Source organism: Bartonella sp. MM73XJBT (assembly GCF_028618465.1).
Classification (GTDB): domain Bacteria; phylum Pseudomonadota; class Alphaproteobacteria; order Rhizobiales; family Rhizobiaceae; genus Bartonella.
This window is the reverse complement of sequence record NZ_JAQISY010000003.1, coordinates 57,549-79,908: the sequence shown is the minus strand read 5'-3', so window position 1 is coordinate 79,908 and position 22,360 is coordinate 57,549. Positions and strand designations below refer to the sequence as shown.

Annotated in this window: 19 protein-coding genes and 1 pseudogene; 9 read left to right on the top strand and 11 right to left on the bottom strand. The window is 38.5% G+C overall.

The features are described from left to right. Window positions 1–26: 26 nt before the first annotated feature. Window positions 27–512, bottom strand: a complete 486-nt coding sequence (locus PVV69_RS01755) for a BA14K family protein (protein ID WP_273719687.1) — start codon at window positions 510–512, stop codon at window positions 27–29. 169 nt (window positions 513–681) lie between these two features. Here PVV69_RS01755 and PVV69_RS01750 point away from each other — a divergent pair, with 169 nt between their 5' ends. The 3 genes and pseudogenes from PVV69_RS01750 to PVV69_RS01740 all read left to right on the top strand — a co-directional run. Further along, the gene (locus PVV69_RS01750; protein WP_273756225.1) at window positions 682–1,779 is read left to right on the top strand and encodes a carboxynorspermidine decarboxylase; all 1,098 of its coding nucleotides are present in this window, start codon (window positions 682–684) and stop codon (window positions 1,777–1,779) included. A 58-nt stretch (window positions 1,780–1,837) separates the two neighbouring features. Continuing rightward, on the top strand, window positions 1,838–3,076 hold the full coding sequence (locus PVV69_RS01745) for a saccharopine dehydrogenase family protein (protein WP_273756224.1): 1,239 nt from the start codon (window positions 1,838–1,840) through the stop codon (window positions 3,074–3,076). Between the two features lie 213 nt (window positions 3,077–3,289). Continuing rightward, window positions 3,290–3,475: pseudogene (locus PVV69_RS01740) on the top strand (integrase); the annotation flags it as partial. Between the two features lie 361 nt (window positions 3,476–3,836). On the opposite strand, the gene lpdA reads toward PVV69_RS01740, so the two are convergent. The 8 genes from lpdA to PVV69_RS01700 all read right to left on the bottom strand — a co-directional run bounded on the left by lpdA (window position 3,837) and on the right by PVV69_RS01700 (window position 14,972). Further along, on the bottom strand, window positions 3,837–5,243 hold the full coding sequence (lpdA, locus tag PVV69_RS01735) for a dihydrolipoyl dehydrogenase (protein WP_273756223.1): 1,407 nt from the start codon (window positions 5,241–5,243) through the stop codon (window positions 3,837–3,839). Between the two features lie 32 nt (window positions 5,244–5,275). Then, a complete protein-coding gene (gene odhB, locus PVV69_RS01730; RefSeq protein WP_273756222.1) occupies window positions 5,276–6,505 on the bottom strand; it encodes a 2-oxoglutarate dehydrogenase complex dihydrolipoyllysine-residue succinyltransferase in 1,230 nt (409 codons plus the stop codon). A gap of 33 nt (window positions 6,506–6,538) precedes the next feature. Beyond that, the gene (locus PVV69_RS01725; RefSeq protein ID WP_273756221.1) at window positions 6,539–9,538 is read right to left on the bottom strand and encodes a 2-oxoglutarate dehydrogenase E1 component; all 3,000 of its coding nucleotides are present in this window, start codon (window positions 9,536–9,538) and stop codon (window positions 6,539–6,541) included. Between the two features lie 161 nt (window positions 9,539–9,699). Then, window positions 9,700–10,602 (bottom strand): succinate--CoA ligase subunit alpha, encoded by a 903-nt coding sequence (gene sucD / locus PVV69_RS01720; protein ID WP_273756220.1) that lies wholly within the window; start codon window positions 10,600–10,602, stop codon window positions 9,700–9,702. Between the two features lie 3 nt (window positions 10,603–10,605). Next, on the bottom strand, window positions 10,606–11,802 hold the full coding sequence (gene sucC / locus PVV69_RS01715) for an ADP-forming succinate--CoA ligase subunit beta (RefSeq protein ID WP_273756219.1): 1,197 nt from the start codon (window positions 11,800–11,802) through the stop codon (window positions 10,606–10,608). Window positions 11,803–11,895: 93 nt separating this feature from the next. Further along, entirely contained in the window at window positions 11,896–12,858 is a 963-nt protein-coding gene (gene mdh / locus PVV69_RS01710) for a malate dehydrogenase (protein WP_273756218.1), read from the bottom strand. 304 nt (window positions 12,859–13,162) lie between these two features. After that, window positions 13,163–14,332, bottom strand: coding sequence for a cell division protein ZapE (gene zapE, locus PVV69_RS01705; protein WP_273756217.1), 1,170 nt, complete (start codon window positions 14,330–14,332; stop codon window positions 13,163–13,165). A 97-nt stretch (window positions 14,333–14,429) separates the two neighbouring features. Further along, window positions 14,430–14,972 (bottom strand): AprI/Inh family metalloprotease inhibitor, encoded by a 543-nt coding sequence (locus PVV69_RS01700; protein WP_273719677.1) that lies wholly within the window; start codon window positions 14,970–14,972, stop codon window positions 14,430–14,432. 234 nt (window positions 14,973–15,206) lie between these two features. Between PVV69_RS01700 and dapF the strand changes: the two genes are divergently transcribed. From dapF to PVV69_RS01670, 6 genes are all read left to right on the top strand, one after another. Then, window positions 15,207–16,058: a diaminopimelate epimerase gene (dapF, locus tag PVV69_RS01695; RefSeq protein ID WP_273756216.1), complete on the top strand. Its 852-nt coding sequence runs from the start codon at window positions 15,207–15,209 to the stop codon at window positions 16,056–16,058. Beyond that, on the top strand, window positions 16,058–17,341 hold the full coding sequence (gene mtaB, locus PVV69_RS01690) for a tRNA (N(6)-L-threonylcarbamoyladenosine(37)-C(2))-methylthiotransferase MtaB (RefSeq protein ID WP_273756215.1): 1,284 nt from the start codon (window positions 16,058–16,060) through the stop codon (window positions 17,339–17,341). Before dapF ends, mtaB begins: the two co-directional genes overlap by 1 nt. Before the next feature lie 13 nt (window positions 17,342–17,354). Further along, the gene (gene ftsY / locus PVV69_RS01685) at window positions 17,355–18,593 is read left to right on the top strand and encodes a signal recognition particle-docking protein FtsY (protein ID WP_273756214.1); all 1,239 of its coding nucleotides are present in this window, start codon (window positions 17,355–17,357) and stop codon (window positions 18,591–18,593) included. Further along, window positions 18,590–19,279 carry a septation protein A gene (locus tag PVV69_RS01680; RefSeq protein WP_273756213.1) on the top strand — a complete coding sequence of 230 codons (690 nt, stop codon included), beginning with the start codon at window positions 18,590–18,592 and terminating at the stop codon, window positions 19,277–19,279. The genes ftsY and PVV69_RS01680 overlap by 4 nt, the downstream gene beginning before the upstream one ends. 68 nt (window positions 19,280–19,347) lie before the next feature. Continuing rightward, a complete protein-coding gene (gene gloB / locus PVV69_RS01675; protein WP_273756212.1) occupies window positions 19,348–20,109 on the top strand; it encodes a hydroxyacylglutathione hydrolase in 762 nt (253 codons plus the stop codon). Between the two features lie 2 nt (window positions 20,110–20,111). Further along, window positions 20,112–20,579 (top strand): hypothetical protein, encoded by a 468-nt coding sequence (locus PVV69_RS01670; RefSeq protein ID WP_273756211.1) that lies wholly within the window; start codon window positions 20,112–20,114, stop codon window positions 20,577–20,579. Window positions 20,580–20,607: 28 nt separating this feature from the next. On the opposite strand, the gene PVV69_RS01665 is transcribed toward PVV69_RS01670, so the two are convergent. Continuing rightward, window positions 20,608–21,513 (bottom strand): ParB/RepB/Spo0J family partition protein, encoded by a 906-nt coding sequence (locus tag PVV69_RS01665; protein WP_273719670.1) that lies wholly within the window; start codon window positions 21,511–21,513, stop codon window positions 20,608–20,610. 47 nt (window positions 21,514–21,560) lie between these two features. After that, window positions 21,561–22,358 (bottom strand): ParA family protein, encoded by a 798-nt coding sequence (locus PVV69_RS01660; RefSeq protein WP_273719669.1) that lies wholly within the window; start codon window positions 22,356–22,358, stop codon window positions 21,561–21,563. Window positions 22,359–22,360 lie beyond the last annotated feature (2 nt).

Here is a 22,360-nt window from a genome sequence, read left to right as displayed (position 1 = left end):
AGAAATTTTTCTCTATTTAATAATTTTCACTTAAAAAAACGCGAAAGACACTGCTTACGAGGACCATGGAAAGGCTGATAACTATTATCGTTTTTATTATAAGAACGATAACGCGCCCGACAAGATTCCACGTGTTTTTTAGGCATCCATGGTTGTTTTTTCTCCAAAGAAGAAATTAAAAATACCCTTTTGTCCTCTAAGACAGTTTTTAATGGCACATGTTTCGTTTCTGAATGTGGTAACGCAGCGAAAGCTGCTTCAGGATACCACCAATTATCTCTATACTTAACATAACCACGCCGATAATTATGATATCCCTTAAAACCATTCAGTTCTCTACGCCCTGTCAAAATCAAAGGTACCGAACTCTCGTTAACAAAGTCTGAAGACACCAGTTTGGCTTCAACATCGCTCTTATCTTGCACCAAATTAACAATATTGGTTGTTATAAGGAAAAAACTGCCCATAAGTACAAGAGCGAAAGCATAATACAATTTTTTTTTCATACACATAATGCGAATCTCAAACTACAAAAACAAAACGCAGTTACAGAAAGCCTTTCTACCGCTAGACAGAAACAGATTCTTTTTTTAAAACTGTTTTTTCTAGAGACATTCTGTTGTTCTTTGTACTAAACGTTGATCTCAAGAATAAGATCCTTCAAAAGAGAATGGATAAGCAATGATAAAAACCCCCTATTATCTTATAGATAAATCTAAGCTCATCAAAAATATGGAAGTTATCGATCGCTTACGCAGCATATCTGGAGCAAAAATTTTGCTTGCTTTGAAATGTTTTGCCACATGGAGTGTTTTTGATGTCATGTCTGAATTTATGGATGGAACTACGTCATCATCCCTATATGAACTGCGTTTGGGAAGAGAAAAATTTGGTAAAGAAACTCATGCTTATTCGGTTGCTTGGGCAGATCATGAAATTAATGAAGTCTGTAGCTATGCAGACAAAATTATTTTTAATTCCATCCAACAACTTCAACGTTTTTCTGATGCAACAAAAACTCTTCAACGAGGTTTAAGGTTAAATCCAGGAATCAGTGCATCCAATTTTGATCTTGCCAACCCCTCCCGCCCTTTTAGTCGTTTAGGAGAAATCAATCAAAATGCTATAAAAGAAGTTCTACCACTCATAAATGGCCTCATGATTCACAACAATTGCGAAAATGCTGATTTCAATCTTTTCAATCAAATGCTCAGTCATATGGAAGAAAAATTTGCAGAACTTTTTGTTGCAGTTGACTGGATTAGCCTTGGCGGTGGAATTCACTTTACGGCTGAAAATTATCCTTTAGAAACTTTCGCAAAACGTTTAAAAGATTTTTCAAAAAACTATGATGTTACCATTTTTCTAGAACCAGGAGAAGCTGCTATAACAAAAAGCACCACACTAGAAGTAAGTGTTCTTGATACATTGTATAATGAAAAAAAACTTGCTATCGTTGATAGCTCCATTGAAGCGCATATGCTTGATCTTCTCATTTATCGTGAGAACGCCAAATTAGAACCAAATCAAGGACCGTACGAAATTATGATATGCGGAAAATCTTGTCTTGCTGGTGATATTTTTGGAACATTTCAGTTTCCAGAACCTCTTAAAATAGGTGACAGACTGTCTTTTCAGGATACAGCCGGTTATACAATGGTCAAGAAAAACTGGTTTAATGGCGTTGCAATGCCTGCCATTGTTATCAAAGAATTTGATGGTACACTAACACTTCAACGTCAATTTAATTATCATGATTATCAAACAAGTCTTTCATAAAAAAGAGCCATTAAAAACATTCTACAACAAGCAGTATTAAAAAGGAGATAAACCTACAATGAAGAAAAATATTCTCATTATTGGTGCTGGAGGTGTTGCACAGGTTGTTGCGCACAAATGTGCTCAAAACAACGATATTCTTGGTGAAATTCATATTGCTTCACGAACCCTCAAAAAGTGTGAAGCCATCATTGCCTCTATTAAAGAAAAAAACACTATGAAAGAGCAAGGCGTTCTTCAAAGTCACCAACTCGATGCAATGAATATAGAAGAAACTGTAAAACTGATCCAAAAGACCAAATGTAAAATTGTCATCAATGTGGGTTCAGCCTTTCTTAACATGTCTGTTCTTTCTGCTTGTATCCAAACCAAATGCGCTTACATTGATACTGCCATTCACGAAGCCCCCCTGAAAATTTGCGAAACACCACCTTGGTATGGCAATTATGAATGGCCTCGGCGTCAAGAATGTGAAAAAGCTGGGATTACTGCTATTCTAGGTGCTGGTTTTGATCCAGGCGTTGTGAATGCTTATGCAGCATTAGCACGTGAGAATTATTTTGATAAGATCACCGATATTGATATTATTGATATTAATGCCGGCACCCATGGACGTTGGTTTGCCACCAATTTTGATCCAGAAATTAACTTTCGAGAATTTACAGGACAAGTATGGTCTTGGCAAAATAAAAAATGGGTTTCCCATAAAATGTTTGAAGTCAGTAATGAATGGGATCTCCCAATTGTTGGCAAACAAAAAGCCTATATGACGGGACATGATGAAATTCATTCATTATCCAAAAATCTCGATGTAGAAAATGTCCGTTTCTGGATGGGATTTAGTGAACATTACATTACTGTTTTTACTGTTTTGAAAAATCTTGGACTTTTATCTGAACAGCCTATTAAAACGGCAGAAGGTCAAGAAGTTGTCCCCTTAAAAGTTGTAAAAGCTGTTTTACCCGATCCAGCTTCTTTAGCACCAGACTACACAGGAAAAACCTGTATTGGAGATCTTATTAAAGGTGAAAAAGATGGCAAACCAAGAGAAATGTTTATCTATAATATAGCCGATCACAAACAAGCTTTTAACGAAACCGGTGCACAAGGCATTTCCTATACCGCTGGTGTACCAGCAGCAGTAGCAGCACTTCTTATTGCTACTGGTGAATGGGATGTTAAAACAATGGTCAACGTAGAAGAACTACCACCACAACCTTTTCTCAAATATCTCGATCGCATGGGGCTTTCCACCTGGATAAGAGAGCAACAAGAAGAGAAAAAAATACAGTTTTAAATCTGTAGCACTATAAAAGATTGTCTTTTAACGGTGATACAAGATATTGATTTATAATGATAATTTAGCGTTGTTCATATTGAATGAGACCCTCGAATAACGTAAGATTCTCTCATTTCAAATCTGTTTATGTTGCATCAATCAAAATCATTTGCTTGCACGTCAAAAGCGGGGCTGGCGTGTGAGTAAAAACTGTATAAGAAAGGACTAAAAATGGCTCTTATGAATCGTCTTAAGTGCCAAGGGCTGTCGCAACATTGGGAGCTGGCAAATATAATGATGGTGCTGGCTTTACTTCTTCACAAGCGTAAAGATGACGGTGCTCAATGGCTTTATCGCTATACCATTCACGGGCGCCGCCGTGAAATGGGCTTGGGTGCCTTAAGAGATGTCTCTTTATATAAGACACTGTTATAAATATAAAAGGCATCTATTTTTTTGCATCAACCAAATGGAGAAATGTATCTTTGAATGAAATATTGAAGAGAAAATTTATCCCTCAAACCTCTAGCAATGCATTACATCAATGCTCAACAGAAGGAAATTTGCTTAAGACAAATCAATCTTATTACAAATTGATTCGGTTTGAGAGATTGTCTTTTAGGGCAAAGAAAAAATAAATCTTTATACACCAACAAAAAATACAGAAAAACCGCCCTTATAAGGGGCGGTTTTTTCCAAAACACACAACAATAAAACCACCGATAAAGTATCTTTTAGGCTTTTTCAAGAAACATATCATAGAACGCTCAAAGCGCATCTAGATATGAAGTGGTTTAGCAAATGTCGCTAAAGCTGCCTCTCGTACAGCTTCTGATAAAGTAGGATGCGCATGGCAACAACGCCCCAAATCTTCTGAAGCTCCCCCAAATTCCATTAAAACCGCAATTTCATGGATCATTTCACCAGCACCAAATCCAAGAATATGCCCCCCTAACACCCGATCTGTTTTTTTATCAGCAAGGATTTTAACAAACCCATCACTCCTTTGCATGGCACGTGCACGACCATTAGCCATGAAAGGAAACTTACCAACATTATATTCAATACCAGCAGCTTTAAGTTCTTCTTCTGTCTTCCCTACACTAGCAATTTCCGGTTGTGTATAGACAACACTAGGAATGACATCAAAATTAACATGCCCCTTTTGACCCGCTAAAATTTCCGCTACAGCCATACCCTCTTCCTCTGCCTTATGCGCCAACATTGGTCCTTTAACAACATCACCAATCGCATAAATTCCTGGAATATTTGTCTGCCACTGTGCATCGATAACAACAAAGCCACGCTCATCTATCTGAACACCCGCCTCTCTCAAACCAAGACCTTCCGTGTATGGAGAACGTCCCGTCGCAATGAGCACAACATCAGCCTCTAAAGTTTCAGAAGCACCACCTTTAGCGGCTTCAAAACTCACCTGAGCCGTTGAAGCAGATCGCGTAATAGCTGTTACTTTTGCATTAGTCTTATACTCAATTCCCTGTTTTTCCATTATTTTTTGGAACTGCCTTGAAATTTCACCATCCATTGATCCTAAAACTTTATTAAGATATTCAATAATGGTTACCTTAGCACCTAAACGACTCCAAACTGAACCAAGCTCTGAACCAATAACCCCAGCCCCCACAACAATCATACGTGTCGGTACTTTTTCAAGAGTAAGAGCTCCCGTAGAAGAAACGACAACCTTTTCATCAACGTCAACATTCACACCCGGAATGCCTGAACTCTCTGAACCCGTAGCAATCACAATATTCTTTGTTTCAATCTTTTGTGTACTACCATCCCGAGCAACGACTTCCACATGACCTACACTTAAAATTTTGGCTGTACCAAAAAAAGTGTCAACTTTATTTTTTTTCATCAAAAAAGAGACACCACTCGTATTAGCTGTCACAACAGCTTTTTTATGCGCCATCATCTGCTCAAGATTAAGCTTTGATTTTGCAATAGAAATACCAAGTGTTTCAAAACCATGTTGTGTTTCAGCAAACACTTCTGAGGCATGTAACAATGCTTTAGAAGGAATACAGCCAACATTAAGACATGTCCCCCCTAATGTTACCCGTTTTTCAATAATTGCTGTTTTAAGCCCTAATTGCGCCGCTTTTATCGCTGCGACATAACCACCCGGCCCCGCTCCAATCACAACCACATCATAAGACATCCGTTCTTCCTTTCGTCCCGAAAATTGTACTTTTACAAATCAAGAACAAGGCGTTCCGGATCTTCTAAACTTTCCTTAACACGCACAAGGAAAGTTACAGCTTCTTGGCCATCTACAATACGATGATCATAAGAAAGTGCTAGATACATCATGGGGCGAATCACGATTTGTCCCTCCACAACCATTGCTCGCTCTTTAATCGCATGCATTCCCAAAATACCAGATTGTGGTGCATTTAAAATCGGCGTAGACATTAATGATCCATAAACCCCCCCGTTAGTAATGGTAAAAGTTCCACCTTGCATATCAGAAACCGCTAATTTTCCATCACGAGCAAGACGCCCCAAACGACCAATTTCTTTTTCAATCTCTGCCAACGACATCTGATCTGCATTACGTATCACCGGAACTACAAGCCCTTTATCCGTTCCAACCGCAATTCCGGCATTGACATAGTTTTTGTAAATAATATCTGTTCCATCAATTTCTGCATTAACAGCAGGAAGTTCTTTTAATGCATGACAAACAGCTTTAGTAAAAAAGCCCATAAAACCAAGCTTAACACCATGCTTTTTTTCAAAAATATCCTTATAACGCTTACGCAAATCCATCACCGCAGACATATCCACCTCATTAAATGTGGTTAACATTGCTGCAGTATTCTGTGCATCTTTAAGACGACGAGCAATTGTTTGACGTAATTTTGTCATACGAACCCGCTCTTCATGGATTTCCTGTACAGGAGCAGCTGAAGAGCTGGAGACAGAAGAAGAGCTAACTGTAGAAGTCATAGGAGTAGATGCTTTTGTTCCCTGTGTCATCACACCAAGCACATCTTCTTTGAGAACTTGTCCACGTTTTCCAGAACCTGAAATATCACTTTTTGCAATATTATTTTCTGCCATCAATTTTGCTGCTGAAGGTGCTGGAGGCATTGTATCATGTGAAAGAGACTGCTCCGATTGAGCGGGAGTGGCAGATCCAGATGTCTCAGAAGACGGCGATGTTTTGGTAACACCAGCTGCTCCAGCTTCAACTCTCCCTAAGAGCGCATTAACTCCAACTGTATCGCCTTCCTTTGCAATGATTTCAGATAATTTTCCTGCAACAGGTGAGGGAACCTCAACTGTTACCTTATCAGTTTCTAATTCAACCAAAGGCTCATCTATAGCAACAGCGTCACCAAGCTTTTTAAACCATTTACCAACAGTTGCCTCGGTAACCGATTCGCCCAAAGTAGGAACACGGATTTCAGTAGTCATAATATTTTTCCATATATCAGAGTAGTCATAAATTTAAGAGCCCAACGCGTCTTCAAGAAACGCAGCAAGCTGTTCAAGATGTTTCACCATTAACCCAGAGGCCGGTGATGCACTTGCAGGACGCCCTGCATAACGCGCACGTGAATATTGCGCATTGATATGCGTCAAAACCCATTCTAAATAAGGCTCAATAAATGACCAAGCCCCCATATTTTTTGGTTCCTCTTGGCACCAAACAATTTCTGCCTGCAAAAAGCGCGATAACACATCCACCAAGGCTTTCGCAGGAAAAGGATAAAGCTGTTCAACACGAAGCAAATAAACATCATCAATCCCCCTTTTTTCACGTTCTTCATAAAGATCATAATAAACCTTTCCAGTACAAAGAACGACACGGCGAATTTTATTATTCTTTTGCAATTTAATCACAGAATCTTTGAGAACCTCAGCATCATCAAGCAACAAACGGTGAAAACCCATTTCTGGTCCCATTTCACTGAGAAAGGAAACTGCTCTTTTATGGCGTAAAAGCGATTTTGGTGTCATTAAAATCAATGGTTTACGGAAATCACGTTTAATCTGTCGACGTAAAATATGAAAATAATTTGCAGGTGTCGTGCAATTTGCAACCTGCATATTATCTTCCGCACAAAGTTGCAGAAAACGCTCTAAACGTGCTGAAGAATGCTCTGGCCCTTGCCCTTCAAAACCATGAGGCAACAAACATACAAGACCAGACATACGAAGCCACTTACGTTCCGCAGACGAAATAAATTGATCAAAAATAACCTGTGCACCATTAGAAAAATCACCAAATTGTGCTTCCCAAAGCGTTAATCCTCGTGGCTCAGCAAGAGAATATCCATATTCGAAACCAAGCACAGCTTCTTCAGAAAGCATCGAATTAACAACCTCATAAAATGCCTGTCCCTTTTGCAAATTATTTAAAGGAATATAACGTGCTTCGTTTTCTTGATCGTAAAGAACTGAATGCCGTTGTGAAAAAGTTCCACGTTCAACATCCTCACCGGAAAGGCGAACGGGTGCTCCTTCTAAGCACAATGAGCCAAAAGCGAGAGCTTCAGCCGTTGCCCAATCAACACCCTCACCGGTTTCAAAAATTTTAGCACGATTACTCAAAAAGCGTTGAATGGTTTTATGAACATGAAAATCTGCTGGAATCTCGACAAGTTTTTTACCTATTTCCTGTAAAGTTTTTAATTCAACACCAGTTGTTCCACACTGTTGTTCATCGGCACTCGTAGAAGCTTTGAGACCCGTCCAACTCCCATCAAGCCAATCTGCTTTATTCGGCTTATAAGAAGTACTTACTTCAAACTCAACTTCAAGTTTATCACGCCATAGTTTTTTTTGCTGTTCAATCTCTTCTAGAGCAACCACCCCTTCTGCTACTAACTGATCTCCATAAAGTTGCAGAGTCGTTTTGTGATTACGGATAGCCTTATACATAAGGGGCTGCGTAAAGGAAGGTTCATCACCTTCATTATGCCCATAACGACGATAACAGAACATATCAATCACTACCGGTTTATGGAAAATTTGACGAAATTCTGTCGCTACTTTTGCAACAAAAACAACCGCCTCAGGATCATCACCATTCACATGGAAAATTGGCGCATCAATCATCTTTGCTACATCTGATGGATACGGTGAAGAACGCGAAAAGCGTGGATCAGTTGTAAAACCAATCTGATTATTAATAATCACATGGACAGAGCCGGCAACGCTGTAACCTTTAAGACCTGAAAGTCCAAAAGTTTCCTGAATAACCCCCTGCCCTGCAAAAGCAGCATCACCATGAATAAGCAATGGTAAAACCTTTGAACGTTCATTCAATGGGAGTGAATCAGTCTGCATACGCCCCACAAGTTGATCTTGTTTAGCACGCGCTTTTCCAATAACAACCGGATCAACAATCTCAAGATGAGAGGGATTTGCCAAAAGCGATAAATGAACTTTTTTACCATCAAATTCAAGATCAGCAGAAGTCCCCAAATGATATTTAACATCACCCGACCCCTCTACATCATCCGGCTTATAAGACCCCCCTTTGAATTCATGAAAAATAGCCCGATGTGGTTTTGCGAGCACTTGTGAAAGAACGTTTAAACGACCACGATGAGCCATTCCTAAAATAATTTCCTGCACTCCCAAAGCACCACCACATTTAATAATTTGTTCAAGAGCAGGAATGAGTGCTTCACCTCCATCAAGTCCAAAACGCTTTGTTCCTTTATATTTTGTATCTAAAAACTGTTCAAACCCTTCTGCCTCAATCAGTTTGTTAAGGATAGCTTTTTTACCTTCCGATGTGAAGGAAATGCGTTTATCTGGTCCTTCAATACGCTCTTGAAGCCATGCTTTTTGAGCAGGATCAGAAATATGCATATATTCCATACCAATTGTTGAACAATAGGTACGATTGAGAATCTCTAGCATTTGTGGGATAGTTGCGTATTCCAAGCCTAAAACATTATCAATAAAAATTGGACGCTCATAATCAGCAGGAGTAAAACCATACGCTTCTGGAGAAAGTTCCTTGTAATCATCAAGTTTTTCCGCCAATTGAAGAGGATCTAGCTGTGCACGAAGATGCCCCCGTGTTCGAAAAGCACGAATCATTCTAAGTGCCTGAACAGAATCACGCGTTGCTTGAATAATATCTTGTTCGCTAAAACTTGCTCCTTTTGGGGTAACACCCGTTGCTGCTTTTTCTTTTAATTTATCACCAACATGTTTTTCAAGAACAGACCAATCGCCATCGAGAGCAGAGACGAGCTCACCATTTGCCTTTAATGGCCAATGATTACGTTGCCATGTTGCCCCTTCAGCATTTTTGAGAACATCTTCTTTTTTATCATGCAGATTTTCAAAAAAAGTACGCCACTGTGAATCTACACTGTTGGGATCCTTTTCATATTCTGCATAAAGTTGATCTATGTAATCCGCATTTCCACCATACAGAAACGACGTTTGTGCAAAAAGACTATTTATCTCGTCCTGCCTTGCCATATACCTATCCGGAACATTTATTCCGTCTCCTTATATCTTTTTTCGACCTTTAAACGCTTGCAAAACAAACGAAAATCAGAAAGTTCAAAAAAGCTTTCACCTTTTTACATCTAATATTTTATCAGAATAAGAATATATCCTTATTCTGATAAAGTTTTCTTTTAGCCCTTCAAAACCGACATCAAGGTTTTGCCTATCTGTGATGGTGAAGGAGAAACCCGAATTCCAGCTGTTTCCATAGCAGCAATTTTATCTTCTGCTCCACCTTTTCCACCCGAAATAACAGCACCAGCATGCCCCATTGTACGCCCTGGAGGAGCTGTACGACCAGCAATAAAACCAACCACCGGTTTTTTGCGACCCTTTCTTGCCTCATCTTGGAGAAACTGTGCTGCTTCTTCTTCAGCAGAACCGCCAATTTCACCAATCATAACAATAGACTGCGTTTCATCATCTGCTAAAAACATTTCCAACACATCAATAAATTCGGTACCCTTAACAGGATCCCCCCCAATACCAATCGCTGTTGTCTGCCCAAGACCTTCATGACTTGTTTGAAAGACTGCTTCATAGGTTAGAGTTCCTGACCGTGAAACAACTCCAACAGAGCCTTTTCTAAAAATAGAACCAGGCATAATACCGATTTTACATTCATTTGGTGTAAGAATACCAGGGCAATTAGGACCAATGAGACGTGATTTTGATTTTTCCAACCTTGCCTTTACTTTCACCATATCCATAACAGGAATGCCTTCTGTAATACAGATAATCAAACGGATCTCAGCATCAATAGCCTCTATAATAGCTGCCGCTGCCCCTGCAGGAGGAACATAAATAACGGAAGCATCAGCGCCTGTTTTTTCTTTTCCTTCTGCAACACTCGCAAAAATAGGAAGGGTTTCACCTTTTGAGCCTTCCCATGTCTCACCACCCTTTTTAGGATTGACACCACCAACCATTTGCGTGCCGTAATAAGCAAGTGCTTGTTCTGTATGAAATGTTCCTGTTTTTCCTGTAAGCCCTTGAACCAGAACTTTTGTATCTTTATTCACAAGAATCGACATCGCTTAAGCTCCCTTCACGGCTGCAACAATTTTTTGAGCAGCATCATCTAAATCGTCAGCGGGAATAACATTCAAACCACTGTCACTGATAATTGCTTTACCTTGCTCAACATTCGTACCTTCAAGACGAACAACCAAAGGAACCTTTAAACCAACTTCGCGAACAGCAGCAACCACACCCTCAGCAATGACATCGCAACGCATAATACCACCAAAAATATTGACCAAAATACCTTTAACATTGGGATCAGCCGTAATAATTTTAAAAGCAGCAGTTACCTTCTCTTTTGAAGCTCCACCACCAACATCGAGGAAATTTGCTGGTTCAGCTCCATAAAGCTTAATGATATCCATTGTCGCCATAGCAAGACCGGCACCATTGACCATACAACCAATTGTGCCCTCGAGAGCGACATAAGCAAGATCATGCTTTGATGCTTCGATCTCTTTGGGATCTTCTTCTGAAGTATCACGCAATTCCAAAATATCTGGATGACGAAACAGAGCATTATTATCAAAAGAAACTTTTGCATCCAGAACCCGCAAATGACCATCTTTCATCACAATAAGCGGATTGATTTCAAGAAGGCTCATATCTTTTTCACAAAACACCTTATAGAGAATTGGAAAAAGCTTTTCTCCATCTTCTCTTGCACACCCTTGCAATTCTAATGCATCACAAAGCCTTGCACAATCATCAGAGGTAACGCCCTGTGTAGCATCAATGGGTAGAGTTAATATTTTTTCTGGTGTTTCTTCAGCGACCGTTTCAATATCCATTCCACCTTCTGTTGAAACCACGAACGCTACTCGACCAACACTGCGATCAACCAAAAGAGAAAGATAAAGCTCCCGTTCGATATCGGCACCATCTTCAATATAAAGACGATTGACTTGTTTACCCTCTGGACCAGTTTGTTTGGTTACCAAAGTTTTACCAAGCATTTCTTGAACATTTGCAACAACTTCTTCAACGGATTTTGCAAGCCGAACACCACCCTTTGCATCAGAACCAAGTTCTTTAAACTTACCTTTACCACGACCACCAGCATGTATCTGACTTTTAACCACATAAAGAGGTCCAGGCAATTTCTTTGCCCATTTTTCAGCTTGCTCTACAGAATAAACAGCAACACCATTTGCAATTGGTGCTCCATATTCATGAAGCAGACGTTTGGCCTGATACTCATGGATATTCATGCATTTGTCCTTTTCTTTTATGAATTACTTGAATTAATTTTTAAGTCCTAATATTTCAAATACTCTATTTTAATGAACAGAATCTTGCTCAATTTATGCAAGACTAGGTACAAGAGCGATACAAGCTTCACAAAGCTTCTTAACCGCATTCACTGAATATTCAAAAGCACTTTTTTCTTCTTTATCAAGATCAATTTCAATGACCCGCTCAACACCGCCCGCCCCAAGCACCACGGGAACACCCACATAGGTATCGTTTACTCCATATTGTCCTGAAAGATAAGCTGCAACAGGAACAACACGCTTAGTGTCCTTCAAATAGGCCTCAGCCATAGAAACAGCAGAAGCTGCTGGTGCATAAAAAGCAGAACCTGTTTTTAACAAACCAATAATTTCTGCACCACCATCACGGGTGCGTTGGATAATTTGATCAATTCTTTCTTGTGTGGTCCAACCCATCTTCACAAGATCAGGCAAAGAAATACCACCAACCGTTGAATAACGCACCAAAGGCACCATTGAATCACCATGCCCTCCTAAAACAAACGCTGTCACATCTTTAACAGAGACCTTAAATTCCTCAGATAAGAAATAACGAAAACGTGCCGAATCAAGAACACCAGCCATACCAACCACTTTATGCACAGGAAGACCTGAAAATTTTTGCAATGCCCATACCATTGCATCAAGGGGGTTAGTAATACAAATAACAAACGCTGAAGACGCGTATCTTTTAATTCCAACACCAACCTGTTCCATGACTTTTAAATTAATGCCTAGAAGATCATCACGGCTCATACCTGGTTTGCGTGCAACACCTGCTGTTACAATAACAACATCAGCCCCCTCAATTGCTTCATAAGCATTTGCACCTTTTAAACTGACATCAAAACCGTCAACGGGTGAAGATTCGACAATATCAAGAGCCTTCCCCTGAGGCATACCTTCTGCAATATCAAACAAGACAACATCACCAAGCTCTTTAAGCCCAATCATATGTGCTAAAGTGCCACCGATCATACCCGAACCAATCAGAGCTATTTTTTTCCGTGCCATTTTATTTTTCCTAACTTTAGAAAACTCAATCTATACTTACCAGCGCCGGTATTAAATATTTTCTTTGCTTTTAGCCATATTTTAACAATATCTTCAAAAGAAAAAAAAGATGAAATTCACTCAACTTCTTTACTTCATAGAAGCCATAATCCTCCACGCAAACATGCTATTAGAAAACTACTATAGATTTATCGATAAAGTGAATTTTTAAAAAATACAACAGAATTATTACACTTCTTTTAAATTCAAAGAGTTATTATTCTTAAAGTTTACGCAAAGATAAAACGACAATCAACTTTTCCCTTTAAATAAAAAAACGTTCTGCCCAAACTTTTAAATACTCTTCGCTTTGCATCTCAAAAAGACGCGATTGTGTTCTCTGAAATTCAAATGTTTCGGACGTCTGCGCATGCCCCTGATATAAATCCTCAAGTTTCGTCGCCGCTGACATAAATAATCTTATGTGGCGCTCATAAAGAACATCAATAAGTAAAATAAATCGTTTTGTTTCATTGCGATATGTATCATCCATCACCGGTACATTATCGACAAAAACCGTATGATAACGTTCCCCTAATGCTAAATATTCAGCTGCGGCCAAAGGCTTTGCACATAAATCTTGATAATCAAAGCGTGCACAACCTGCACCGACACGTGGAATAGGAATAAGACGCCCTTTTATAGAAAGTTCATCAGATGTTTCTTTGTGTCCCTGCAGTGCTAGTACCCAAGCCTGATTCATGTATTCATCTGTCTGCTCCCCTAATGGCGTTATATACACATGTTGTAGATTTGATTTTTCAAGCCGATAGTCTGTCCTTGCATCAAGATTAAAAACGCGAACATGTGTTTTCAAAGCTTGAATAAAAGGCAAAAAAAGCTCTCGATTTAAACCGTTATAATAAAGATTATCAGGAGCAACATTTGAAGTCGCAACAAAGAAAACCCCTTTCTCAAACAAAGCAGCAACAAGGCGACCAAGCACCATTGCATCAGCAATATCCGTGACACTAAATTCATCAAAACAAAGCACTTTGGCTTCCCGTGCAAGATCTTGGGCAACAGCTAAAATAGGATTATCTTGTCCAACTTTTTTGTGTGTTGATGCTTTACGGTAAAAATTAATACGCTCATGTATATCAGCCATGAAATCATTAAAATGGGCGCGCTTTTTATGCTCCAGCGGCAAGCAAGAAAAGAACAAATCCATCAGCATGGTTTTGCCTCGTCCTACTTCACCATAAATATACAGCCCCTGAAAGGAAGTATCCCCTTCATCTTGTCTTGAAACATAAGACAATGGTTGTTTTTTTCTCTTGAAAAAACGCCAAAATGCTAGAGGGTGGGAAATATTTTGTTCTGTAATTTTTTGTAATAAATGATCAAAAGATTTTGTCAAAGCCAATTGAGCAGGATCAAAACTGATTTCTCCTTTTAAGATAAGCTCTTTATAACGCATTGAAATCGAAGTCATAAAACAACCTTTTTCAAACCACTTTCAATAAAAAATAGATGTTTTCTTCACAAACCCGTACATCTATTTCTTATTTTTATAAATGGTCAAAAGCGCTCTAACGGCTTAAAATAACGGGACGATCATCAAGTGTACGTCCTTCAAAACGATCAACATTGGAAGAATAAAGGGCAACAATAACGCGCCCTGAATTATTATAGAAATATAATTTTTTCCCTTTAACAGCCCACGACTTTACTTGAGAAAGGATTCCTGGACAGTGTAAGGGCCCAGCACGGTATCCTTGTCCAAATTTTGTTTGTGGCGTTGCAATTCGACAAACTTTTCCCCCCATAGAAAGATTCCACACCCCAGCAATACTTGCAGGAAATAAATCAACAGCACTACTTGGCAATTCAAGGCTAGCCATTCGTCCATCACTCTGAGAATCTCCTTTCTCATACATCGAAGCATCTGCTGCTTCAACAGCCAATGAAGAAGAGGATACATCAGGTATCACTTCTGTTTCTATTTGTTGAAGTGGATAAAAAACTTCTAATGTGTTGTTACTATCATTACTGTCAAAGCGCGATGTTAAACATCCCCCTAAAAATATAACTGTTGATAGTGCAACGAAAAATGAAACCCTTGAAAATGACATATCTATACTCTTTCCCACGACAATAAAGAAGCTCCCTCAAAGAAATGAGTGAACATTTGTTATATGGCATTTTACAAAGATACATTAACAAATTAAAAAAAAACAGGATGAAAATTGCCTATTTTAAATGATAAATAATTCCTCCACCTGTTTTCTATCTATTAAGTACTAGAAATTTATAAGATATTCAGTCATATATCTTTTGTGGGTAATCAATAAAAATAGAGAAATTTCATGAAAACACCCTTCAGCAAAATGAACGGTCTTGGAAATCAAATCATTGTTGCTGATATGCGTGACAGCACACATGCTCTGACATCACAAGCAATTCTTGCCTTATCAGCAGATTCTCAAACGCATTTTGATCAAATTATGGCACTTCACCCCGCCACAAAAAAAGAGGCTGATTTTCGCCTTGAAATATGGAATTCTGATGGCTCAATGGCTAAAGCCTGTGGTAATGGTACGCGTTGTGTCATTGCATGGCTTACAGATCATAATTTTGGTGAGAGCTTTCGATTGGAAACATCTGCTGGAATTATTGAAGGTAAACGCCAAACCGATAATCTCATTTCTGTTGACATGGGGAGCCCAAATTTCAATGCAGAAGAGATGCCTGTTTCACGTGAAATAGTCGATACCAATCACGTCGATATTACTGCTGGTCCCTTAAAAGATGCAAGCCTTGTATCCATCGGCAATCTCCACGCTATTTTTTTTATTGAGAGCGATATTCAACATCTTCCATTAGAAAAATATGGACCAAAACTTGAACATGATCCTCTTTTTCCAGAACGATGTAATATCTCCATTGTTCATGTCACGTCAAAGAAAAGCCTAAATTTACGCACATGGGAGCGAGGAGCTGGATTAACGCAAGCATGTGGAAGCGCTGCTTGTGCGAGTGCGGTGGCTGCTTATCGACGTGGACTTACAAACCGCCATATCGATGTGAATTTACCAGGAGGAATACTTAATATTCTTTACAGAGAAGATGATCATATTATCATGACCGGCCCAATTGAATATGAATTTAGTGGTTTTTTAAACCCTTTAACAGGGAGCTATAAAAAGGATCACTTTTGATGGCTATAGAAATTGTAACATTTGGTTGTCGACTAAACAGCTACGAATCAGAAATTATACGCAAAGAAAGCACTTCTTCAGGGCTAGATCAACTCAAAGACGGTGCGATCATCTTTAACACCTGTGCTGTTACTGCAGAAGCTGTGCGACAAGCAAAACAAGCTATCCGCAAAGCGAGACGAGAAAATCCTCATGCACGTATTATTGTCACGGGATGTGCAGCACAAACAGAAGCGCAAAATTTTGCCTCAATGACAGAAGTGGATCTTGTTTTAGGGAATGAGGACAAACTCCATGCCCATTCTTATCGTCAACTTCCTGATTTTGGCATCAACCATTCCGAAAAGTTGCGCATCAATGACATCATGGAAGTGCAAAAAATTGCTCCACATATGGTGAGCGGGATGGAAGAACGCACACGTGCCTTTGTACAAGTGCAAAATGGATGCGATCATCGCTGTACCTTTTGCATTATCCCTTATGGGCGCGGACCATCGCGTTCAGTTCCCATGGGTGCTGTCATTGAACAAATTAAACGGCTCATAGATAACGGTATTCAAGAAGTCGTTTTAACAGGTGTCGATCTGACAAGCTATGGTCATGATCTGCCTGGAAAAGCCTCTTTAGGGAAATTAACTTCTGCTATTTTACATCATGTTCCTGACTTGCCTCGATTACGTCTTTCGTCAATTGACTCCATTGAAGCAGACGAAGAACTTATCAATCTTTTAGCCTATGAAACAAAAATCATGCCACATTTACATTTATCTTTGCAAGCAGGCGATAATATGATTTTAAAAAGAATGAAACGGCGACATTTGCGCGAACATGCAATTCAATTTTGCCAAGAATTGCGCTCCAAACGTCCCACTATAGTTTATGGCGCAGATTTAATTGCAGGTTTTCCCACCGAAACAGAAGAGATGTTCCAAAATAGCCTCTCCTTGGTCAATGATTGTCATTTAACACACCTCCATGTTTTTCCTTTTAGTCCAAGAGAAGGAACACCTGCCGCGCGAATGCCACAAATCAATCGTAAAATAATTAAGATGCGTGCACAACGATTACGCGAAGTAGGTGAGGAAGCTTACCAAAGGCATCTTGCTAGCTTACAAAATAGCCAGCAAACAATTCTCGTTGAAAAAGATGAAATTGGACGAACAGAAGATTATACTCTGACACAAATTAAAGGTGCAAAAGCTGGAACAATTGTTCAAGCCCTTATTATTGACCATGATGGCAATAAATTGATTGCTGTCCTTCCAAAATTAAATGCAGCTTGAGCAGGAAACCCTTATGACAAAATCTTTTATCAAAAAAATATTTTCTTTTAAAAAATCTGAAGAACGAGAAAAAGAACAAGTTTCACCTTCTTATGAAGATGATAAAGCAAAAGAAACTGAAAACACCAAAAACGAACAATTCTCTATAGAGAAAGAAAAAACAGAACAAATAGAAAATCAAAAGACACCATCTGCAAAATATGATGAGAAAACTCCATCTGTTGAAGACGATACTAGAAAAATTCCCCTTTCTGGAAAAGTAATTGTCACAGATACTGTCCATGAGAAGAAAATTGAAGAATTTTCCTCTGTATCCTCTATTGAACAGAAAAAAACACCATGGTTTGGACGCCTAAAAAAGGGATTAGCTCTTTCTTCACAAAGATTAAGCGGATCAATTAGTGATCTTTTTGTTAAAGGAAAGCTTGATGAAGATACATTACAAGAGCTGGAAGATATTCTGATTCAATCAGATCTTGGTGTTGAAACTGCTACACGTATTACGGATAATCTTTCTTCCAGTCGTTATGAGAAGAATTTATCTCCAGATGACATCTACACCATTATGACAGATGAAATCAAAAAAGTCTTGGAACCTGTTGCAATTCCACTAGAACTTGATCTTAATCATAAGCCTCATGTTATTTTACTGGTTGGTGTAAATGGTACTGGAAAAACAACTACTATTGGGAAAATTGCAGCAAAACTTACCGCAGGAGGACTAAAAGTGATGCTCGCTGCTGGTGATACATTTCGCGCTGCTGCTATTGAACAGTTGCATATTTGGGGTGAACGCACAGGTTCTCCTGTTATTTCAACAAAACTAGGAGCAGATGCTGCAAGTTTAGCATTTGATTCTTATGAAAAAGCCAAAAAAGCAAACAGTGATGTCTTGATTATCGATACCGCTGGACGTCTACAAAATAAAACTGAATTGATGGATGAATTAGCAAAAATTATCCGTGTTTTGAAGAAACACACTCCCCAAGCCCCCCATACAGTTCTCCAAACGCTAGATGCCACCACCGGACAAAATGCGCTCAATCAAGTGGATATTTTCCGCGATATTGCCGGTGTTAACGGTTTAGTCATGACAAAGCTTGATGGTAGTGCACGGGGAGGAATTCTTGTTGCCATTGCAGCAAAATATAAATTACCCGTTTATTTTATCGGTATAGGAGAGAATGTCGAGGATCTTCAACCTTTTTCTGCTTCTGATTTTGCCGAAACAATCGCAGGAAGATACGCATGAAAAAAACTTCATTAAAAACCAATTCGCATAATAGTCCCAACGCGGAAAATACCAATGACAATCAAAAAGCGTCCTTTTCACCAACACTGAAATTTCTTTTAGAAATGGGACCATTGATTGTTTTTTTCCTTGCCAATTATAAAGGTGAATGGTTGATAAACAATATTGGGCTTTTTAAAAATTTTCATAAACCTATTTTTCCTGCCACAGCTATTTTTATGGTAGCAATCATTATTGCATTAGGCTTATCATGGATTCTTGCACGAAAAATTCCCATAATGCCTCTCATCTCAGGAATATTTGTTCTCGTCTTTGGATTTTTAACTCTTTGGCTTCATAATGATACTTTTATTAAAATGAAGCCAACAATCATTAATAGCTTATTTGCGGTTATTCTTTTTGGTGGTATGTTTTTTAAAAAACCATTGTTGCGTTATGCTCTCGATTCTACTTTAAAACTTGATGATTTAGGATGGCAAAAACTTACCTATCGTTGGGCGTTTTTTTTCATTTTTCTTGCTCTTTTAAATGAAATAATTTGGCGTAATTTCAGTGATAATTTTTGGACCAGTTTTAAAGTCTTTGGTGTTATGCCCCTAACAGTTATTTTCATGCTAACTCAAATGCCTCTTATACTAAAACATTCACAGGGACTTTTTCCAGAAAAGGACAAATCTGATTTTTAAACAAAATATATCCATCATTATAAATTATTTTTTTTATTTATCACCTACACTGTTCATGGAGAGAAGAGATGTTGATTGAACAGTTCATTTGTCGAGAAGATAATTTTGGAGTACTCATTCATGATGAAAAAAGCGGTTGTACAGCCGCTATTGACGCTCCTGAAAGTAAAGCTATCCATAATGCCTTAAAACGCCGTAATTGGACACTTCAGACTGTTTTTGTAACACATCACCATCACGACCATGTGGAGGCACTAGCAGAGTTAAAACAAGTCTATAAAGCTATTATTATCGGACCAGAAGCAGAAAAAGAAAAAATTTCTTATCTTGATAAAACTCTTTATCCTGATGAAAGTTTTTTCTTTGGCACTCAGACAATTTTAGCGCTTTCAACACCTGGTCATACACTAGGAGCTTTGTCCTACTATCTTCCTGAAGAAAAATTACTCTTTGCTGGAGATACACTTTTTTCACTTGGTTGTGGACGTCTTTTCGAAGGAACACCAGCACAAATGCTAGATTCTTTAAAGAAAATTCGTCAACTTCCCGATGAAACACTTCTTTATTGTGGACACGAATACACCAAAACCAATGCTCTTTTTGCATTGACCCTTGATCCAGATAATCAAAAACTTCATCAAAGAGCAGAAGAAGTTTTTTTGTTGCGCAAAAAAAATGCCATGACTCTCCCTGTCACTTTAGAACAAGAAAAAGCGACAAACCCCTTTCTTCGTTGGGATGACCCTGTAATCAGAAAAAATCTTGCCATGGAAAAAGAAGCTGATGAAGAAGTCTTTGCTGAAGTCAGAAAAAGAAAGGACAATTTTTAATCATGTTTAAATTTGTATTATGCCTTCTTTTCCTTTTTCCCTTTGCATCATACGCTCAAGAAACCAAAGAAACAACAAATAAAGCTTCCTTTACATCACCTCTCGTTGCAAATTATCCTTTAACAGAAGATTTTCTTTTAAAACTAGAAAAAATTGGAAAAGAATGTAAAAATTTATCTTCAGAGTCAGAAATATCCGATGCAAAAAATGATATTATTACGCATGACGATAGTATTGAAGGATATATCGCTTATATCTCTCATAAAACAAAACTTATGAGTCTTTTAAAAGAAAATAATCTCACAGCCAAAGAATTTGTTGTTGGTCTCTTAGCACTTCAAGCAACATTAAATGTGCTTACAGATGAAGAAATTTCTCTTCATGAACAAAATATTTTACCTTCAAGCAACATTGAATTTGCAAAAAAACATATGTACAGAATCATCAAAATTCTAAAAAGCAGTTGTTAAAAGAGCTCTTTTTATTTCAAATAATTTTTTAACTTTGCAAACGGCGACAAATATCATCTAATTGTTCTAATGAAGAGTAGTGTATTTTTAAATCACCACCTTTTTTACCATGTCGAATAATGACCTTCATTCCGATGACATCTGCAAGTAACTTTTCTAAAGATTTTGTTTCTGCATCTTTTTCTACAGAGGTTCGTTTTTTGACCTTAGGATTAGCTTGCTCATAGGCAAGTATTTCTGTTTGGCGCACTGAAAGACCTTCACGAATAATTTTTTCGGCTAAATCTTGTGGATTATCAACGGTTATAAGACAACGCGCATGACCGGCAGAAAGTTGCCCATCGGTTAAAAATTGTTGCACTTTTTCTGGTAACTTTAACAAACGAAGTGTATTTGCCACATGACTTCTGCTTTTTCCAATGACTTGTGCTAAATCTGCTTGTGTATAACCATGTTCATTCAACAAAAGTTCATATCCCATTGCTTCTTCAATGGGATTAAGATCAGCACGCTGAACATTTTCAATAATTGCCAATTCTAAAGCTGTTTTATCATCCACATCACGAACAATCACCGGCAATTGACTTAAATGAGCACGCTGTGCAGCACGCCACCGCCGTTCACCAGCAATTAATTCAAATCGCTGAGGGTGATCACGTAAAGGTCTTACAATGACAGGTTGAACAACACCATGCTGACGAATTGATTGCGCCAAATTATCCAATTCTGATTCAGTAAAATGGCGCCGCGGATTGTGTGGATTACACGAAATGGATTCAAGAGGAACAAATCTCTCCGAAAGTGCAGAAACTTTACTGAACTCTGTTAATTTTTCAGCATTAGGTGAACGTATAAGACTGTTGTTTAAACTCATATCACCAATCAATGCTGCTAATCCACGTCCCAGTCTTTTTTTTGATTGATCATCATTCATAATTTCACTCTTTGAGTTTTCTTTACAAAAATTATTTTTTTACATTTTTAAGCGGCAGCATGCGCTTGTTTTTCACGTTGAATCACCTCCGATGCTAAACGTAAATAAGCTTGGCTACCTGCACATTTGAGATCATAAAGCAATACTGGTTTACCAAAAGAAGGTGCTTCTGATACGCGCACATTTCTTGGAATAACGGTACGATAAACTTTATCTCCCATAAAAGAACGTACATCTTCAACAACTTGATTTGAAAGATTATTTCGTCCATCATACATCGTGAGGACAATACCTTGAATTTCTAGGGATGGATTAAGTACAGACCGTACTTGTTTGACTGTTTCAAGCAATTGACTTAAGCCCTCAAGAGCTAAAAATTCACATTGCATAGGAACCAAAACAGAATCCGCAGCTCCCATAGCATTGAGAGTTAAAAGATTAAGAGATGGGGGACAATCAATTAAGATATAACTGTATTTTTTCTCCATTTGCGGATCATCATAGAGAGCCTTACGTAATCGTTGTATACGATCTTTTGATGAAGAAATTTCCATTTCTACACCTAAAAGGTCAAGTGTAGAAGGCACTATATGAAGATTGGGAACCGCTGTTTTTAAAGCGGCTTTTGTCACGGAAATTCCTGAAACCAAAACATCATAAGAAGACAAAGGACGGTTATTACGATCTATTCCCAACCCTGTACTAGCATTGCCTTGTGGATCAACATCCATAATAAGAACATTTTCCCCAATAGCTGCTAAAGCTGTTGCAAGATTAATTGCTGTGGTTGTTTTTCCGACCCCACCCTTTTGGTTTGCAATAGCGATAATCCGTGTTTCGCTCATTT

Excerpts from the sequence above, each read along its gene's own strand:
- PVV69_RS01755 (WP_273719687.1), bottom strand. The coding sequence starts at position 512 with ATGTGTATGAAAAAAAAATTGTATTATGCTTTCGCTCTTGTACTTATG.
- PVV69_RS01750 (WP_273756225.1), top strand. The coding sequence starts at position 682 with ATGATAAAAACCCCCTATTATCTTATAGATAAATCTAAGCTCATCAAA.
- PVV69_RS01745 (WP_273756224.1), top strand. The coding sequence starts at position 1,838 with ATGAAGAAAAATATTCTCATTATTGGTGCTGGAGGTGTTGCACAGGTT.
- lpdA (WP_273756223.1), bottom strand. The coding sequence starts at position 5,243 with ATGTCTTATGATGTGGTTGTGATTGGAGCGGGGCCGGGTGGTTATGTC.
- odhB (WP_273756222.1), bottom strand. The coding sequence starts at position 6,505 with ATGACTACTGAAATCCGTGTTCCTACTTTGGGCGAATCGGTTACCGAG.
- PVV69_RS01725 (WP_273756221.1), bottom strand. The coding sequence starts at position 9,538 with ATGGCAAGGCAGGACGAGATAAATAGTCTTTTTGCACAAACGTCGTTT.
- sucD (WP_273756220.1), bottom strand. The coding sequence starts at position 10,602 with ATGTCGATTCTTGTGAATAAAGATACAAAAGTTCTGGTTCAAGGGCTT.
- sucC (WP_273756219.1), bottom strand. The coding sequence starts at position 11,802 with ATGAATATCCATGAGTATCAGGCCAAACGTCTGCTTCATGAATATGGA.
- mdh (WP_273756218.1), bottom strand. The coding sequence starts at position 12,858 with ATGGCACGGAAAAAAATAGCTCTGATTGGTTCGGGTATGATCGGTGGC.
- zapE (WP_273756217.1), bottom strand. The coding sequence starts at position 14,332 with ATGACTTCGATTTCAATGCGTTATAAAGAGCTTATCTTAAAAGGAGAA.
- PVV69_RS01700 (WP_273719677.1), bottom strand. The coding sequence starts at position 14,972 with ATGTCATTTTCAAGGGTTTCATTTTTCGTTGCACTATCAACAGTTATA.
- dapF (WP_273756216.1), top strand. The coding sequence starts at position 15,207 with ATGAAAACACCCTTCAGCAAAATGAACGGTCTTGGAAATCAAATCATT.
- mtaB (WP_273756215.1), top strand. The coding sequence starts at position 16,058 with ATGGCTATAGAAATTGTAACATTTGGTTGTCGACTAAACAGCTACGAA.
- ftsY (WP_273756214.1), top strand. The coding sequence starts at position 17,355 with ATGACAAAATCTTTTATCAAAAAAATATTTTCTTTTAAAAAATCTGAA.
- PVV69_RS01680 (WP_273756213.1), top strand. The coding sequence starts at position 18,590 with ATGAAAAAAACTTCATTAAAAACCAATTCGCATAATAGTCCCAACGCG.
- gloB (WP_273756212.1), top strand. The coding sequence starts at position 19,348 with ATGTTGATTGAACAGTTCATTTGTCGAGAAGATAATTTTGGAGTACTC.
- PVV69_RS01670 (WP_273756211.1), top strand. The coding sequence starts at position 20,112 with ATGTTTAAATTTGTATTATGCCTTCTTTTCCTTTTTCCCTTTGCATCA.
- PVV69_RS01665 (WP_273719670.1), bottom strand. The coding sequence starts at position 21,513 with ATGAATGATGATCAATCAAAAAAAAGACTGGGACGTGGATTAGCAGCA.
- PVV69_RS01660 (WP_273719669.1), bottom strand. The coding sequence starts at position 22,358 with ATGAGCGAAACACGGATTATCGCTATTGCAAACCAAAAGGGTGGGGTC.